This window comes from Ancylobacter moscoviensis, assembly GCF_007559435.1.
Taxonomy (GTDB): Bacteria; Pseudomonadota; Alphaproteobacteria; order Rhizobiales; family Xanthobacteraceae; genus Ancylobacter; species Ancylobacter moscoviensis.
The window spans coordinates 210,304-223,685 of the sequence record NZ_VMBP01000003.1 but is presented as its reverse complement, the minus strand read 5'-3'; the positions used below and the strand labels follow the sequence as shown (position 1 = coordinate 223,685).

At 67.8% G+C, this 13,382-nt stretch carries 14 protein-coding genes; 8 read left to right on the top strand and 6 right to left on the bottom strand.

The annotated features are described in order from the left end of the window. Positions 1-16 precede the first annotated feature (16 nt). From FO470_RS11145 to FO470_RS11120, 6 genes are all read left to right on the top strand, one after another. A complete protein-coding gene (locus tag FO470_RS11145; protein WP_144343031.1) occupies positions 17-976 on the top strand; it encodes a quinoprotein relay system zinc metallohydrolase 2 in 960 nt (319 codons plus the stop codon). 369 nt (positions 977-1,345) lie between these two features. Then, the gene (xoxF5, locus tag FO470_RS11140) at positions 1,346-3,151 is read left to right on the top strand and encodes a lanthanide-dependent methanol dehydrogenase XoxF5 (protein WP_144343030.1); all 1,806 of its coding nucleotides are present in this window, start codon (positions 1,346-1,348) and stop codon (positions 3,149-3,151) included. A gap of 219 nt (positions 3,152-3,370) precedes the next feature. Further along, a complete protein-coding gene (locus FO470_RS11135) occupies positions 3,371-3,955 on the top strand; it encodes a c-type cytochrome, methanol metabolism-related (RefSeq protein ID WP_144343029.1) in 585 nt (194 codons plus the stop codon). Positions 3,956-4,025: 70 nt separating this feature from the next. Then, positions 4,026-4,853 carry a substrate-binding domain-containing protein gene (locus FO470_RS11130; RefSeq protein WP_144343269.1) on the top strand — a complete coding sequence of 276 codons (828 nt, stop codon included), beginning with the start codon at positions 4,026-4,028 and terminating at the stop codon, positions 4,851-4,853. Between the two features lie 20 nt (positions 4,854-4,873). Next, the gene (locus FO470_RS11125; RefSeq protein WP_144343028.1) at positions 4,874-5,461 is read left to right on the top strand and encodes a PQQ-dependent catabolism-associated CXXCW motif protein; all 588 of its coding nucleotides are present in this window, start codon (positions 4,874-4,876) and stop codon (positions 5,459-5,461) included. Positions 5,462-5,531: 70 nt separating this feature from the next. Next, a complete protein-coding gene (locus tag FO470_RS11120) occupies positions 5,532-6,185 on the top strand; it encodes an HXXEE domain-containing protein (RefSeq protein ID WP_144343027.1) in 654 nt (217 codons plus the stop codon). 3 nt (positions 6,186-6,188) lie between these two features. Here the strand turns inward: FO470_RS11120 and FO470_RS11115 are convergent, their stop codons facing one another. The 6 genes from FO470_RS11115 to FO470_RS11090 all read right to left on the bottom strand — a co-directional run bounded on the left by FO470_RS11115 (position 6,189) and on the right by FO470_RS11090 (position 11,525). After that, positions 6,189-6,812 carry a hypothetical protein gene (locus tag FO470_RS11115; RefSeq protein WP_144343026.1) on the bottom strand — a complete coding sequence of 208 codons (624 nt, stop codon included), beginning with the start codon at positions 6,810-6,812 and terminating at the stop codon, positions 6,189-6,191. A gap of 71 nt (positions 6,813-6,883) precedes the next feature. Then, positions 6,884-7,726 (bottom strand): ABC transporter permease, encoded by an 843-nt coding sequence (locus tag FO470_RS11110; protein WP_186291926.1) that lies wholly within the window; start codon positions 7,724-7,726, stop codon positions 6,884-6,886. Positions 7,727-7,901: 175 nt separating this feature from the next. Continuing rightward, positions 7,902-8,699 carry an ABC transporter ATP-binding protein gene (locus FO470_RS11105; protein ID WP_144343025.1) on the bottom strand — a complete coding sequence of 266 codons (798 nt, stop codon included), beginning with the start codon at positions 8,697-8,699 and terminating at the stop codon, positions 7,902-7,904. A 94-nt stretch (positions 8,700-8,793) separates the two neighbouring features. Then, positions 8,794-9,219, bottom strand: coding sequence for a cupredoxin domain-containing protein (locus FO470_RS11100; RefSeq protein ID WP_144343024.1), 426 nt, complete (start codon positions 9,217-9,219; stop codon positions 8,794-8,796). 44 nt (positions 9,220-9,263) lie between these two features. Then, positions 9,264-10,250 (bottom strand): PQQ-dependent catabolism-associated beta-propeller protein, encoded by a 987-nt coding sequence (locus tag FO470_RS11095; protein WP_144343023.1) that lies wholly within the window; start codon positions 10,248-10,250, stop codon positions 9,264-9,266. Positions 10,251-10,277: 27 nt separating this feature from the next. Then, positions 10,278-11,525 carry an ABC transporter substrate-binding protein gene (locus tag FO470_RS11090; RefSeq protein ID WP_246659560.1) on the bottom strand — a complete coding sequence of 416 codons (1,248 nt, stop codon included), beginning with the start codon at positions 11,523-11,525 and terminating at the stop codon, positions 10,278-10,280. A 282-nt stretch (positions 11,526-11,807) separates the two neighbouring features. Between FO470_RS11090 and FO470_RS11085 the strand changes: the two genes are divergently transcribed. Both FO470_RS11085 and FO470_RS11080 read left to right on the top strand, forming a co-directional pair. Beyond that, a complete protein-coding gene (locus tag FO470_RS11085; RefSeq protein ID WP_144343022.1) occupies positions 11,808-12,341 on the top strand; it encodes a DUF3280 domain-containing protein in 534 nt (177 codons plus the stop codon). Continuing rightward, positions 12,338-13,378, top strand: a complete 1,041-nt coding sequence (locus FO470_RS11080) for an ABC transporter substrate-binding protein (protein WP_144343021.1) — start codon at positions 12,338-12,340, stop codon at positions 13,376-13,378. Before FO470_RS11085 ends, FO470_RS11080 begins: the two co-directional genes overlap by 4 nt. Positions 13,379-13,382: the final 4 nt, after the last annotated feature.

Sequence of the window (13,382 nt, the reverse complement as noted above, 5' to 3'; positions counted from 1 at the left end):
CTAGCTCGGTCGTCCCATGCCGGTCCCGTTCCGCCCGGATCGTCGCCGCCTTCTCGCCCTCGGTGCCGCGCTGGCAGCGGGGGGCGCCGGGGGCGTGCGTCCCGGTGCTGCGGCCGCCGCCGGGCCGCTGCCGCTGGAGCGGGTCGCTGACGGCGTCTTCGTCTATCGCGCGCCCTACGAGCTGATCGCCCCCGCCAATGACGGGGCGATCGCCAACATGACGCTGGTGGTCGGCAGCAAGGTCGCGGCGGTGGTCGATACCGGCAACAGCCGACTGTCGGGCGAACGCATGCTCGCGGCGGTACGGGCCGTGACCGACCGGCCGCTGCGCTACGTGATCAACACCCACATGCATCCCGACCACACGCTGGGCAACGCCGCCTTTGCCGGTGAGGGCGTGCGCTTCGTGGGGCATCACAAGCTCCCGCGCGCCCTGTCGCTGCGCAGCGAGACCTATCTCGCGCAGGCGAATCGGCTGCTCGGGGCGGAGGCGGAGGGCACCCGCATCGTGCTGCCCGATCTCCTCGTGGAGGACCGCCTCGCGCTCGATCTCGGCGGGAGGGCGCTGCAGCTCGAAGCGCATCCCACGGCCCATACCGACAACGACCTGACGGTCTTCGATTCGGTCACCGGCACCTGGATCATGGGCGATCTGCTGTTCGTCGGGCATATCCCGACCCTCGACGGCAGCCTGCAGGGATGGCTCGCGCTGCTCGACACGCTCACCGCCCGGCCGGCCGCGCGAGCCGTACCCGGGCACGGCCCGGCCAGCGTCGCATGGCCGCAGGCGGCGGCGGCCGAGCGCGCCTATCTCGACGGCCTGCGCGCCGATGTGCGTCGCATCATCGCCGAGGGGCAGCCGATGAGCGCGGCGCCGGACCTCGCGCGCCCGTCGGAACGCGAGCAATGGGCGCTGTTCGATGAGTTCAACGCGCGCAACGCCATCGCCGCCTATCATGAGTTCGAATGGGAATAGTTCTGTTGCGGCGCAGCAGGCGCGTCCGCGGCGGATCATGGTAAGTTCAAGTATAAATCCCTGGTATATTGTATTTTTGTTCGCACTTGCAGCAAAATCATAATAAGAGCTCTTTCTCTAAGAGTTCTTATTGCGCGCCCCAGGAATTCGGATTAGCCTCGCTTTGTCTTCGGCTTCAACGGCTTTCGGGGGAAGTCCCGATCCGGTTCGTAGGCCAGCTTGGGGCAGGTGCCCCCGTGAAATCCGGCTGCTTCTCCCCCAGCCGGTCGTGACACGCTGCCGAGGACGAAAGGTCAGAACGGCAAAACAAGCCGCGGCGGATCGATCGTTATGGTCGGTCCCGGAGGATCGTTCAGGAGGAGAGTAGGCATGCGCAAGCTTTTTGCGGCGGCATTGATGAGTGCTGCGGCAGTCTATGCTTGGCCGGCTTCGGCCAATGACGGGCTGATGAAGATCATCAAGGACCCCAAGCAATGGGGCATCCAGACCGGCGACTACGCCAACACCCGCTATTCCAAGCTCGACCAGATCAATGCCGCCAATGTCGGCAAGCTTCAGGTCGCCTGGACATTCTCGACCGGCGTGCTGCGCGGCCATGAAGGTGGTCCGCTCATCATCGGCGACATGATGTATGTCCACACGCCGTTCCCCAACATCGTCTATGCCCTCGACCTGAACGACGACGGCCGGATCGTCTGGAAGTACGAGCCCAAGCAGGATCCGAACGTCATCCCGGTCATGTGCTGCGACACCGTCAACCGCGGTCTCGCCTATTCCGACGGCATGGTCTTCCTGCATCAGGCCGACACGACGCTGGTCGCGCTCGACGCCAAGACCGGCGAGAAGAAGTGGTCGGTGGTGAACGGCGATCCCAAGAAGGGTGAAACCAACACCGCCACCGTTCTTCCGGTGAAGGACAAGGTGATCGTCGGTATTTCCGGCGGTGAGTTCGGCGTGCGCTGCCACGTGACGGCTTACGACACCAAGACCGGCAAGCAGATCTGGCGCGGCTATTCCATGGGCCCGGACAGCGACCTGCTCGTCGACCCGGAGAAGACCACGGCGCTCGGCAAGCCGATCGGCAAGGATTCCTCGCTGAAGAGCTGGGAAGGCGATCAGTGGAAGATCGGCGGCGGCTGTACCTGGGGCTGGTACTCCTACGACCCCGAGACCAACCTCGTCTATTACGGCTCGGGCAACCCCTCGACCTGGAACCCGGCCCAGCGCCCGGGCGACAACAAGTGGTCGATGACCGTCTGGGCGCGTGACGCCGACACCGGAATGGCCAAGTGGGTCTATCAGATGACCCCCCACGACGAGTGGGACTATGACGGCGTGAACGAGATGATCCTCACGGATCAGCAGTTCAACGGCCAGCCGCGCAAGCTGCTCACCCATTTCGACCGCAACGGCTTCGGCTACACCCTCGATCGCGTGTCCGGCGACCTGCTCGTCGCCGAGAAGTACGATCCGGCGGTGAACTGGGCCACCAAGGTCGACATGGACCGCAACAGCCCGACCTTCGGTCGTCCGCTGGTCGTCTCGCAGTACTCGACCGCTCAGCAGGGCGAGGACGTGAACACCAAGGGCATCTGCCCGGCGGCGCTCGGCACCAAGGACCAGCAGCCGGCGGCCTTCTCCCCGAAGACCAACCTGTTCTACGTGCCCACCAACCACGTGTGCATGGACTACGAGCCGTTCCGCGTCAGCTACACCGCGGGCCAGCCCTATGTCGGTGCCACCCTGTCCATGTATCCGGCGCCGAACAGCCATGGCGGCATGGGCAACTTCATCGCCTGGGACAACACCAAGGGTAAGATCGTCTGGTCGCTGCCCGAGCCGTTCTCGGTGTGGTCGGGTGCTCTCGCCACCGCCGGCGACGTGGTGTTCTACGGCACGCTGGAAGGCTACCTGAAGGCGGTCGATAGCAAGACGGGCAAGGAACTCTACAAGTTCAAGACCCCGTCGGGCATCATCGGCAACGTCACCACCTACGAGCACAAGGGCAAGCAGTACATCGCCATCCTGTCGGGTGTCGGTGGCTGGGCGGGCATCGGCCTTGCGGCCGGCCTGACCGACCCGAACGCCGGTCTCGGCGCGGTGGGTGGCTATGCGGCCCTGTCGAACTACACCAACCTCGGTGGTCAGCTCACGGTGTTCGCTCTGCCGAACTGAGGCATGGAGGGCCGGCGTCCTTGGGGCGCCGGTCATTTCCAGTAAGTGCGGGGGGCCTGGCCGCCGGTCGAACCGGCGGGCCAGGCCCCACCGTCTCAGGCCCTTGGGCCTTATGAAAATCTTAGAACAATTCCGAACGAGCGCTGTCGGCCCGGGAGCCGTGCGCGCTTCGACCGTCGGACATGGCCCCCTCGCGGCGCCCCCTGAGGAGACTGCTTCATGAAGAATACCGTTCGCGGATGGCTTGTTTCCGGCGCTCTGCCGGCGTCCGCCGGCGTGTCGGCTCTGATCCTGGCGGCCGCCCTTGTTCTGCCCGTTCCCGCCCTTGCCCAGCAGGCCGCTCCGGCGGCGACGAGCGCCGAGCCGGTCGTCAAGGAGAGGGACGATCTGGGCAAGTACACGCTGCCTGACGGCGATCCGACCTACAACATCCAGCCCGACGGCACGATGGACTGGTACACCTATTCCGGTTACCGCCGCTATCACGCCGAGTGCCACGTCTGCCACGGCCCGGACGGCATGGGTTCCACCTACGCCCCGGCGCTGGCCACCTCGCTGAAGACCCTGACCTACGCGCAGTTCATGGAAACCGTGGTCAATGGCAAGAAGACCGTGGGCGTCGGCACCGCCGACCAGGTCATGCCGGCCTTCGGCGAGAACAAGAACGTCATGTGCTACCTCGACGACATCTACGTCTACCTCAAGGCCCGCGCCGACGGCGCCCTTGGCCGCGAGCGGCCGAGCAAGCGCGAGGACAAGGCGAAGGCATACACGGACAATGAGAAGCAATGCTTCGGAGGCTGACGTGATGGCGGGCGTGCGCGCGGTGGCCGGGCCCTCCGCCGGCCTTGCCGGAAGGGGCGTCGCGGCGCTGATGCCGGCGCTCGCCCTCCCCCTTGCCCTTGCCCTCGCTCTCGCCGCTCCCATGCCCGCGGCGGCGCAGGTGTCCGACCTCGTCGACCGCTCGACGCTGCGGGTCTGCGCCGATCCGGCGAACATGCCCTTCACCAATGAGGAAGGGCAGGGCTTCGAGAACAAGATCGCCGAGCTCATGGCCGAGAAGCTCGGCCTGCCGCTCGACTACACGTGGTTTCCGCAGGCGACCGGTTTCTACCGCATGACGCTCGGCGCCAAGCGCTGCGACGTGGTGATGGGCTATGTCGCCGGCGGCGACCCGGTGCTGAACACCAATCCCTACTACCGCTCCGCCTGGGTGCTGGTCGCCAGGAAGGACAGCGACCTCGCCGGCGTCGACACGCTGGAGGATCCGCGCCTGAAGGGTCGGCGCATCGGCGTCGTCGCCGGCTCGCCGCCGGGCGACCTGATGACCCGCAACGGGCTGATGCCGATGGCGAAGCCCTACGCGCTGATGGTCGACCGCCGCTTCGAAAGCCCTGCCGAAGCGATGATCGCCGACATCGACAGCGGCGACATCGATGCGGGCATCCTGTGGGGGCCGATCGGCGGCTATTACGCGAAGAAATCGCAGATCCCGCTGTCGATCGTGCCGCTGGTGAAGGAGAAGGGCGACCCCTCGCTGGTCTACCGCATCACCTTCGGCATCCGGCCCGGCGAGCTGAACTGGAAGCACCAGCTCAACGAGTTCATCAAGAGCCAGCAGGGCGCCATCGATCGCATCCTGCTCGACTATGGCGTGCCGCTGCTGGATGGGCAGGACCGTCCCATCGTGCAGGCCCCCTGAACGAGGCGCGGGAGGAGGCGATGAGCACCCGTCCCGAGAAACCGCTCAGCCGCCTGGCGTGGCTCGGCATCGCCGGGCTGGCGGTCGTGCTCTACGCGCTCGCGCCCTCCACCGGGCGCGGCGAGACCGCCGTGCCGGAGCCGGACGGCTACCGCATGGACGGCTACCGCGCCCCGACGCCGGCCACGCTGCGCGGCGCGCGGGTGGTCGATACCGCCGGGGCGGAGAAGCTGTGGCGCGACAAGGCGGCGCTGTTCGTCGACGTGATGCCGCGCGACGTGAAGCCGGCCAATCTGCCGCCCGGCACCATCTGGCGCGACAAGCGGCGCGACGACCTGCCCGGCAGCGTCTGGCTGCCCAATGTCGGCTACGGCGCCATCACCGCCGAGACGGACGGCTATTTCCGCCGCAGCCTCGAGACCCTGACCGGGGGCCGGCGCGATGCCGCGCTGGTGTTCTACTGCCAGACCGATTGCTGGATGAGCTGGAACGCCGCCCGCCGGGCGCAGGGCGAATACGGCTATACCAACATCATCTGGTATCCGCTCGGCAGCGACGGCTGGGCCAGGGCCGGCCTGCCGCTCGAAGAGGCCAAGCCCTTCCCCTGACATCCGTGACCCGGCGACCCTCCCGATACCGCCCTGCCGGCGGCGGCGAAAATCAGGTTATGCTCGCCGCATGGAAGATCCGGAAACCGGCCCGCATCGGGAATTCAGGCTGACGCCGCGGCTCATCGGCCTGCCGCTCGTCGGTTCGTGGCTCGCCGGCCATTGGGTGGCGGGGGCCGGCTTCATGGCCGCCGCGCTGGTCGCCGCCGTGCCGCTCCTCGTCGTGACGGCGCCGCTCGCCCTGCTGCTGATCTTCCTGCACAGCCCGGCCTATATGCTCCACCAGGTCGAGGAGCATGCCGGCGACCGCTTCCGCCGCTTCGCCAACGCGGTCGTGTTCGGCGGACGCGAGGGACTGAGCACGGCCGGTGTGCTGGTCATCAATGTCGGCGTCGTCTGGACGCTGAACCTCGCCGCGCTCTACGCCGCGCTATTGTGGGGGCCGGGCTACGGGCTGGTGGCGCCCTATGCGGTGCTGGTCAACGGGCTGACGCATATCGGCGCCCGGCTGCGGCTCGGCGTCTACAATCCCGGCCTCGTCACGGCGGTGGCGCTGTTCCTGCCGCTCGGCCTCGTCACCATCGCCGTGGTCGGAAGCGAGCCGGGCGTGAGCTGGCGGTTCCATGCCGTGGCGCTGGCGGCCGCGGTGCTGCTGCATCTCGCCATCATCGCCTATGTCGCGTGGCGCCTGCGTCGGCTCGGCCGGGCGGCGCCGCGCGGCTGAGGCTCACTCCATCACGTTCTGGATGGCGCGGGCGAGCGAGAAGGCGCGCTGTTCCAGCAGCACCGGGCTTTCGCACACGGCCGTCACCGCCTGGTTGCGGGCGTCGTAGATGCGGGTGTCCCAGAGCAGGCGCTGTTCCAGCTCCGCCGCCTTCGCCTTGTCGGCGTCGCCGGTCGCCGCCTTCTTCGCCTTGGCGAGGTCGAGGCTCTCGTCCTTGATGCGCTTGGAAAGTTCGATCTGGTGCTGCGAATAGCGCTCGATGCCGCTGATGATGCGGCTGCGCCGGGCGTTGATCTGGTCGAACACGCCGGCGAAGAGCCGGGTCAGCCGCTCCTTCTTCTCCGCGCCGGCCTTGCCGGCGAATTCCTCGATGCGCCTGGTGGCGTCGTCGATCGGCGTGCGCTGGGCCACCAGCACCGGCACCAGCTCGGCGACGGCGCGGTCGTCCTGCCAGGCGAGGTTCTCGATCGACGGGCCGGACCACATCTGGCCATAGGCGAGCACGGGCACCTTGCGCTGGATGCACGGCCACAGCCCGCCGGTCGGGGCGGCGGCCAGCGCCGGGGCGGCGGTCAGCAGCAGGAGCGGGACGGCGAAACGCAGGCTTCGGAAAGGCGTCGCGGACATTGGCGTTTCCTCGGGTGTTCCTCAAGGCGTCTGGTCGGGGCCGCTAGGGGGCCCCTTGTCGTTTGGCCGGCTCAACGGGCGGTCTCCGGCCCGCCGCGGCGGGCCATGACGCCGGCGGAGGGATCATACGCCAGGATGGACGCCGCGAGGAACACGAGCGCGCAACCGGCGACGACGAGGGCGGAAAACGGCTCGAACTGGCCGTAGAGCGCGAAGCGGATCAGTTCCACCGCATAGGTGAAGGGGTTCAGCGTGCAGATCCACCACAGCACGAGGCTGCTCTCCTGTACCCGCCAGAGGGGGTAGAGGGCGGAGGAGGCGAAGAACATCGGGAAGATGACGAAGTTCATCACGCTGGCGAAGTTCTCCATCTGCCGGAACACGGAGGACATCAGCAGCCCCATGGCGCCGAGCATCAGCCCGGTCAGCAGCAGCGCCGGCAGCACGGCGAAATAGCCGATGGGCGGCAGCTCCACCTCCCAAAACCACGCGATGGCGAGGAAGGCGTAGACCTGCAGCAGCGAGACGCAGATGCCGGCGACGAGTTTGGAGACCAGCAGGAACCAGCGCGGATAGGGGCTCACCAGCAGGATGCGCATGGCCCCGACCTCGCGGTCATAGACCATGGAAAGCGACGACTGCAGCCCGTTGAAGAGCTGGATCATCGCCACCAGCCCCGGCGTCACATAGACCTCGTAGAGCACGTAGGTGTCGTAGGGCGGGATGATCGAGACGCCGAGCACCGAGCGAAAGCCGGCGGCGAAGATGAACAGCCACACCAGCGGGCGCACCAGCGCGGAAAGGAAGCGGCCGCGCTGGTTCAGGAAGCGCAGCCCCTCGCGCCAGCAGATGCCGGCGAGCACGATGAGATAGCCGCCGAGCGGCAGCCGGAAGCGGGGCGAGGGGGCGCTCATGGATGCCTCCGATGGTGGGCCCGTACGTGCTGGCGGCAACTCCCTTCCTTTCCCCAGCGGGGAGACGTGGCCCGCGAAGCGGGTCGGTGAGGGGCGACACCATGGCGGCGCGGCGAAGCCCTCTCTCCCCCGCGGGGAGCGGGAGCAGGTCCAGCGGTCGGTAGCGATGCGTGCCTCATGCCGCCTCCGCCTCGTCGCCGACCAGCTTCAGGAAGGCGGCGCCGAGTTCGTCCGTGCCGGTCTGCGCCAGCATCTCCTCGTAGCTGCCGCGCGCCCGCACCCGGCCCCGGTGCAGCACCACGATGCGGTCGCCCGGCTGGATCTCCTCGATGATGTGGGTCGCCCACAGCACACCGATCGCCTCCTGCGCCACCAGTTCGCGCACCTGCGCGACCAGCGCCGCGCGCGAGGCGATGTCGAGCCCCACTGTCGGCTCGTCCAGCAGCAGCAGGCGGGGGCGGTGAATGAGCGCGCGCACGATCTCGACCCGGCGCATCTGCCCGCCGGAGAGGTTGCGCACCTTGTCGCGGGCGCGGTCGGCGAGGCCGGCCTGCGCCAGCAGCTCCATCGCCCGGCGGCGGCCGGCGCCGAAGCCGATGCCGTGCAGCGTCGCGTGGTACAGCAGGTTGTCGAGGACGGAGAGCTCGAGGTCCAGCGTGCGCGCCTGGAACACCACGCCGAGCTGGCTCAGCGCCGCCGCCGGCTGGCGGCGCACATCGTAGCCGAGCACGTGGATCGCGCCGCTGCGGTTGTCGTAGAGCCGGGTGACCAGCGAGAAGAGCGTCGTCTTGCCGGCGCCGTTCGGGCCCAGCAGGGCGGTGAAGCTGCCGGCCGGCACATCGAGGCTGACATCGTCCAGCGCCTTGCGGGCGCCGAAGGTGTGGGTGACGTCGCGAACCGCCAGCGCCGGCACGGCCGCTGGCGCCGCCCCGGCTCCGCGAGGGGAAGCCGTCTCGCGAGGCTGTTCCGTCATGGCGTCTCCCGCGTCGAGAGAAGAAAAGTCCCCGGCGCGGGCCGGGGACAGTGTTCACGAGGAGTATAAGTGGAAAACCTGGCGGGCGCCGCCGTCACTTGACGATGAATTCGCCCTTCATGCCGCGCTCTTCCATGCCCTTGCAGTACCAGGCGTAGTTGCCGGGCTTGATGGGCACGAAGAACATCTCGGCCTCGCCCTCTTCCTCGAATTCGAGCTCGGTGAGGTGGACGGCCTTGATCTCCATGCCGCCGGCCTCGACCTTGCGCAGGAAGATGTTCTGGAACAGGCCCGGCGACTGCCAGGCGCATTCCTTCTTGCCGGTGGACTTGATGGTCAGGGTATAGGACTTGCCGGTCTCCAGCTCGTATTTCTGCTGGGAGACGCCGAAGCCGGAATCGCCGAGCCCGACGGTGAGTTCCTCCAGCTCGGTCGGCTTCAGCGTGAGGTCACCCTTGGCATAGGCGAGACCCGAGAGGGCGAGCGTGGCCACCGCGGCGATGGCGAAATGCGTCTTCATGGCGAATCCTCCGAATGGTGCGTTTTGCTTGCTGTTGTCGCGGGTCACGGAACCACGACCACGCCCCAGGGCGCGCGGCCGACGGTGACGGATTTGGTGACCTTCTCCTCGGCGACATCGATGATGGAGATGTCGTTCGAGTTGCCGTTGGTGGTGACGAGGAACTTCTCGTCCGGCGTGAAGCCGAGCTGCCAGACGCGCTGGCCGACGAGCAGGTACTTCTCCACTTCCAGCGTCTTGGCGTCGATCACCGCCACCCGGTTGGCCGGGCCGAGCGCGACGAAGGCCTTGGAGCCGTCCTTGGTGATGCGCACGCCGACGGGCTGGATGGCATCATCGGTCACGCCGGGGATCTTGAAGGAGATCTTCTTGATGATCTTCCAGGTCGCCGGGTCGACCACCGCCACCGTGCCGCCGACCTCGGCGGAGATCCAGAGCTGCTTGCCGTCCTTGGAGAATTCGGCGATGCGCGGGCGGGAGTCGACGAGGATGTTCTCGATGATCTCGTTCGTCGCCGTGTCGACCACATGGGCCATGTTGGTCGTCTCGGAGGTGTTCACCATGAACTTGCCGTCGGGGCTGATGCCCATGCCCTCCGGCTCCACGCCGACCGGGATCTCGACGATCAGGTCGTTGTTCTCGACATTCACCACCGTGACCATGTTGTCGTCTTCGTTGGCGATGTAGAGCGGGTTGCCGGACGGATGCAGCACGAACAGTTCGGGATCCGGCCCGGAGCGCAGCGTCTTCACCAGCTTGAGCGTGGCGGCGTCATACACCTCGACGCGGTTGTCGTCGGAAGCGCACAGATAGATCAGCTTGCCGTCCGGGCTGGCGATGATGCCGCGCGGGCGCCGGCCGGTCTTGATGGTCTCGATGACCTTGAGCGTGTCCATGTCCACGACGCTCATCGTGTGGTCGCGCTCGTTGGAGACGAAGGCGCGCGGGCCGGCCTCGGCGGGCAGGGCGTCGGCCAGCATGAGCCCGGCGAGGGTGGCCATGCCGACGGACAGCATGAACGGGCGTTTCATTCGGTTCCTCCTGGCAATCATTTGGTCTTATTGAAACGTGCAGGCCGATTCCGGTCGGTCGAAGCCGAGCGTGTCGAGCGGCGAGCTCTGGTGCAGGAAGCCGGCCTGCGGCGAGAGCGTCACCGTGTTGGTGGCATGGGTGAGCAGGATCGGCTGGCGCAGCTGGTGGTCCCAGCCGCGGAAGCTCGCGGCGACGCCCTTGAACACCGGCAGGTCGTAGTCGGGCGCCAGCATCTGCGCCTTCACCTTGGCCGGGTCGCTGCTGCGCGTCTTCAGGCTGGCCGATCCGATGGCGAACACGCCTTCCCACATCTGGAAGTCGAGCGGCTGCATCAGGCGCTTGGACTGCTTGAAGAAGCGGCTCTGAAGCTGCGAGGCGCCCCAGTTCTCCATGGTCGGGTGCCAGGAGAGCGGCATCAGGCCCTGCGTGCCGGCGATGGGGCGCGCGAGCCAGGTGTTGTAGGGCAGGATGTCGCCGAACTCGCCCAGCTCGTCGGCGACGATGAGGATGTCGTACTCGCCGACCTGCGTGCCGCGCGGCACTTCCGACTGGGCGGTGGCGCGGGCGTCCGGCCCGTAGTCCCATTCCTTCTCGGCGACGATCTTGCCGCCGAACTTCTTGGCCGAGCGGCGCACCGCCTCGGCGTAGAGCTTGTCGGCGTCGGTGCGCCCGACCATGAGGAACCAGTTGCGCCAGCGCTTGGTCACCAGGAACTGGGCGAGCGCGTCGGCCAGCATGGCGCGGCTCGGCGCGACGTGGAACACGTTGGCACGGCAGTCCTTCTGGCGCAGGCGGTCGTCGGCGGCGCCGACATTGACGAAGATCACGCCGCTGTCCTTGAACGCGTCGGCGATCTTCACCAGCTGCTCGGCCGGCACGTCGAGCAGGATGAAATTGTTGCCGGCCTCGACCAGCTTCTGCACCGCCGGCAGCGGATCGCCGTCGGTCGGCACGATCTCCGGGGTGAGCTTGTAGTCCAGCTTGAGGAAGCGCCCGCTGGTGAGGTTGTCGCGGATGCCGAGCTCGGCGCCGGCGATGCCGAGATCATCCGGCGGCATCTGCAGCGGCGCGATCCAGGGCGGGGGCACCGGCATCTGCCTCACCACGCCGATCTTGAAGGTCTGCTCCGGCGGAATCGGCGCGGCCGGCTTCGCCGCGAGCGGCGGGGAGGAGGGGGTAGCGGGCGCGGGTGCCGCGGGCGTCGCGTCTTGCGCGCGCGCGGGGCTCGTTGCGCAGGCTGCCGCTATCAGCACCGCTCCCGCGGCGCTCGCCATCCATCTCATCGGCATTCCATCCCACGGCTAATGTCTTTGTCCGCGACAAGTGTCTTCGGAACTTTTCTCGGCTGCCGTGGGAAAACTCTACGCAATCAAAATCAAGCATTCAATAAAATAGCGCACATAAGAAACTAATAAGAAAATGTAACGCCGTCGTTATCCAAAGCATATCACATGTATTAAAATCGGGAACTTTTTCCCGGTGGCTTGCGGGAGCGTCTTCCGGCGATATGATTGCCACATGTCGGGAACAAAGCCGGCGCAGGGAGGCAAAATAGGATGAGTGCTTTCAGCCGCACCGGCAGGCTCGCCGCTCTCGTCCTCGGCCTGGGACTCGCCTTCGCCGCCGATGCCCGCGCGGCGACGCGCGTGGCGGTGTTCGACTTCGAGCTGTTCGACACCAGCGGCGAGGCCGGTTTCAACGGCCCCCGCCCGGCGGAGGCGAAGCGCCTCGCCCTCATCACCGGGGAGGTGCGCCGCCGCCTGAAGGATGCCGGCTATGAAGTGCTCGACCTCACGCCCGAGGCGGCCCGCATCGCCGAGGCGACGCCGTTCCGCAACTGCAACAGTTGCGAACTCCCCATCGCCCGCTCCCTCGGCGCGCAGATCGAGGTGATCGGGCTGGTGCAGAAGGTCTCCAACCTCATTCTCAACATCAACTTCCAGCTGCGCGACGTCGCCACCGGGCAGGTGCTCCGGGCCGGCAGCGCGGATATCCGCAACAACACGGACGAATCCTGGCTGCGCGGCGTCTCCTATCTCGTGCGCAACCGACTGCTCGATCCCCCGCTGACCGGGAAGGCCGCCCCATGACGATTCCGCATCTTTCCGCCGCGCTCTCGCGCCGCGCCTGGCTCGCCGGCGCCGCCGCGCTGGCGGGGCTGCCCCTGCTCGCGGCGCTGCCCGGGGCCGTCATGGCGCAGGGGAGCGGGGTGGCGGATCCCGCGCTGCGGCTGCGCATCGGCACGCTGAAATTCGGCACGCTCAACTGGCTGCTGGAGACCATCCGCGCCGAGGGGCTCGACCGTCGCGAGGGCCTCTCCGTCGAGAGCGTGGACCTTGCGAGCGGGCAGGCGACGACCGTCGCATTGCAGGCGGGAGACGTCGACCTCATCGTCAGCGACTGGCTCTGGGCCCTGCGCCGCACGCAGGATGGCGAGCGCATGCGCTTCGCCCCGTTCTCCAACGCGCTCGGCGCGGTGATGGTGGCGGCGGACGGTCCGGTGAAGGGCCTCGCCGATCTCAAGGGCCGCAAGATCGGCGTGGCCGGCGGCGCGCTGGACAAGAGCTGGCTGCTGCTGCGCGCCTATGCCAGGGCCGAGCTCGGCGTGGACCTCGCGACCGCCGCCGAGCCGGTCTTCGGCGCCGCGCCGCTGGTCAGCGAGCAGCTCGCGCTCGGCCGCGTCGACGCCGTGCTCACCTTCTGGCCCTATGCGGCGCGGCTCGACGCGCGCGGCTTTCGGCGGCTGCTGGATGTGAAGGACATCATCAAGGGCCTCGGCATCGATCCCGCCCCGCCGCTGGTCGGCTTCGTCTGGCGCAACGCCGTGATGGCGGAGAGGGGCGCGGCCATCGCCGGCTTCCTGCGCGCCGCGGCGGCGGCCAACCGCGTGCTGGCGACGAGCGATGCCGCGTGGGACCGGATCCGCCCGCTGATGCAGGCGGCGGACGACGCCGAGTTCGCGCGGCTGCGCGACTACTACCGCGCCGGCATTCCTGGCAGCTTCGGCGAGGCCGAGCGGGTCTCCTGCGCCCGGCTCTACCAGGTGCTCGCGCAGACCGGAGGGGAGGAACTGGTGGGGCCGAATCCCGGCTTCGACCGCGCGCTGTTCGGCCCCGTCGGCGAATAGGATA

What these genes read in the sequence shown, in the direction of transcription:
- FO470_RS11115 (WP_144343026.1), bottom strand. Translation starts at nt 6,812, where the DNA reads ATGTCCGCGACGCCTTTCCGAAGCCTGCGTTTCGCCGTCCCGCTCCTG.
- FO470_RS11110 (WP_186291926.1), bottom strand. Translation starts at nt 7,726, where the DNA reads ATGAGCGCCCCCTCGCCCCGCTTCCGGCTGCCGCTCGGCGGCTATCTC.
- FO470_RS11120 (WP_144343027.1), top strand. Translation starts at nt 5,532, where the DNA reads ATGGAAGATCCGGAAACCGGCCCGCATCGGGAATTCAGGCTGACGCCG.
- FO470_RS11125 (WP_144343028.1), top strand. Translation starts at nt 4,874, where the DNA reads ATGAGCACCCGTCCCGAGAAACCGCTCAGCCGCCTGGCGTGGCTCGGC.
- FO470_RS11085 (WP_144343022.1), top strand. Translation starts at nt 11,808, where the DNA reads ATGAGTGCTTTCAGCCGCACCGGCAGGCTCGCCGCTCTCGTCCTCGGC.
- FO470_RS11130 (WP_144343269.1), top strand. Translation starts at nt 4,026, where the DNA reads ATGCCGGCGCTCGCCCTCCCCCTTGCCCTTGCCCTCGCTCTCGCCGCT.
- FO470_RS11100 (WP_144343024.1), bottom strand. Translation starts at nt 9,219, where the DNA reads ATGAAGACGCATTTCGCCATCGCCGCGGTGGCCACGCTCGCCCTCTCG.
- FO470_RS11095 (WP_144343023.1), bottom strand. Translation starts at nt 10,250, where the DNA reads ATGAAACGCCCGTTCATGCTGTCCGTCGGCATGGCCACCCTCGCCGGG.
- FO470_RS11145 (WP_144343031.1), top strand. Translation starts at nt 17, where the DNA reads ATGCCGGTCCCGTTCCGCCCGGATCGTCGCCGCCTTCTCGCCCTCGGT.
- FO470_RS11090 (WP_246659560.1), bottom strand. Translation starts at nt 11,525, where the DNA reads ATGGCGAGCGCCGCGGGAGCGGTGCTGATAGCGGCAGCCTGCGCAACG.
- FO470_RS11080 (WP_144343021.1), top strand. Translation starts at nt 12,338, where the DNA reads ATGACGATTCCGCATCTTTCCGCCGCGCTCTCGCGCCGCGCCTGGCTC.
- xoxF5 (WP_144343030.1), top strand. Translation starts at nt 1,346, where the DNA reads ATGCGCAAGCTTTTTGCGGCGGCATTGATGAGTGCTGCGGCAGTCTAT.
- FO470_RS11105 (WP_144343025.1), bottom strand. Translation starts at nt 8,699, where the DNA reads ATGACGGAACAGCCTCGCGAGACGGCTTCCCCTCGCGGAGCCGGGGCG.
- FO470_RS11135 (WP_144343029.1), top strand. Translation starts at nt 3,371, where the DNA reads ATGAAGAATACCGTTCGCGGATGGCTTGTTTCCGGCGCTCTGCCGGCG.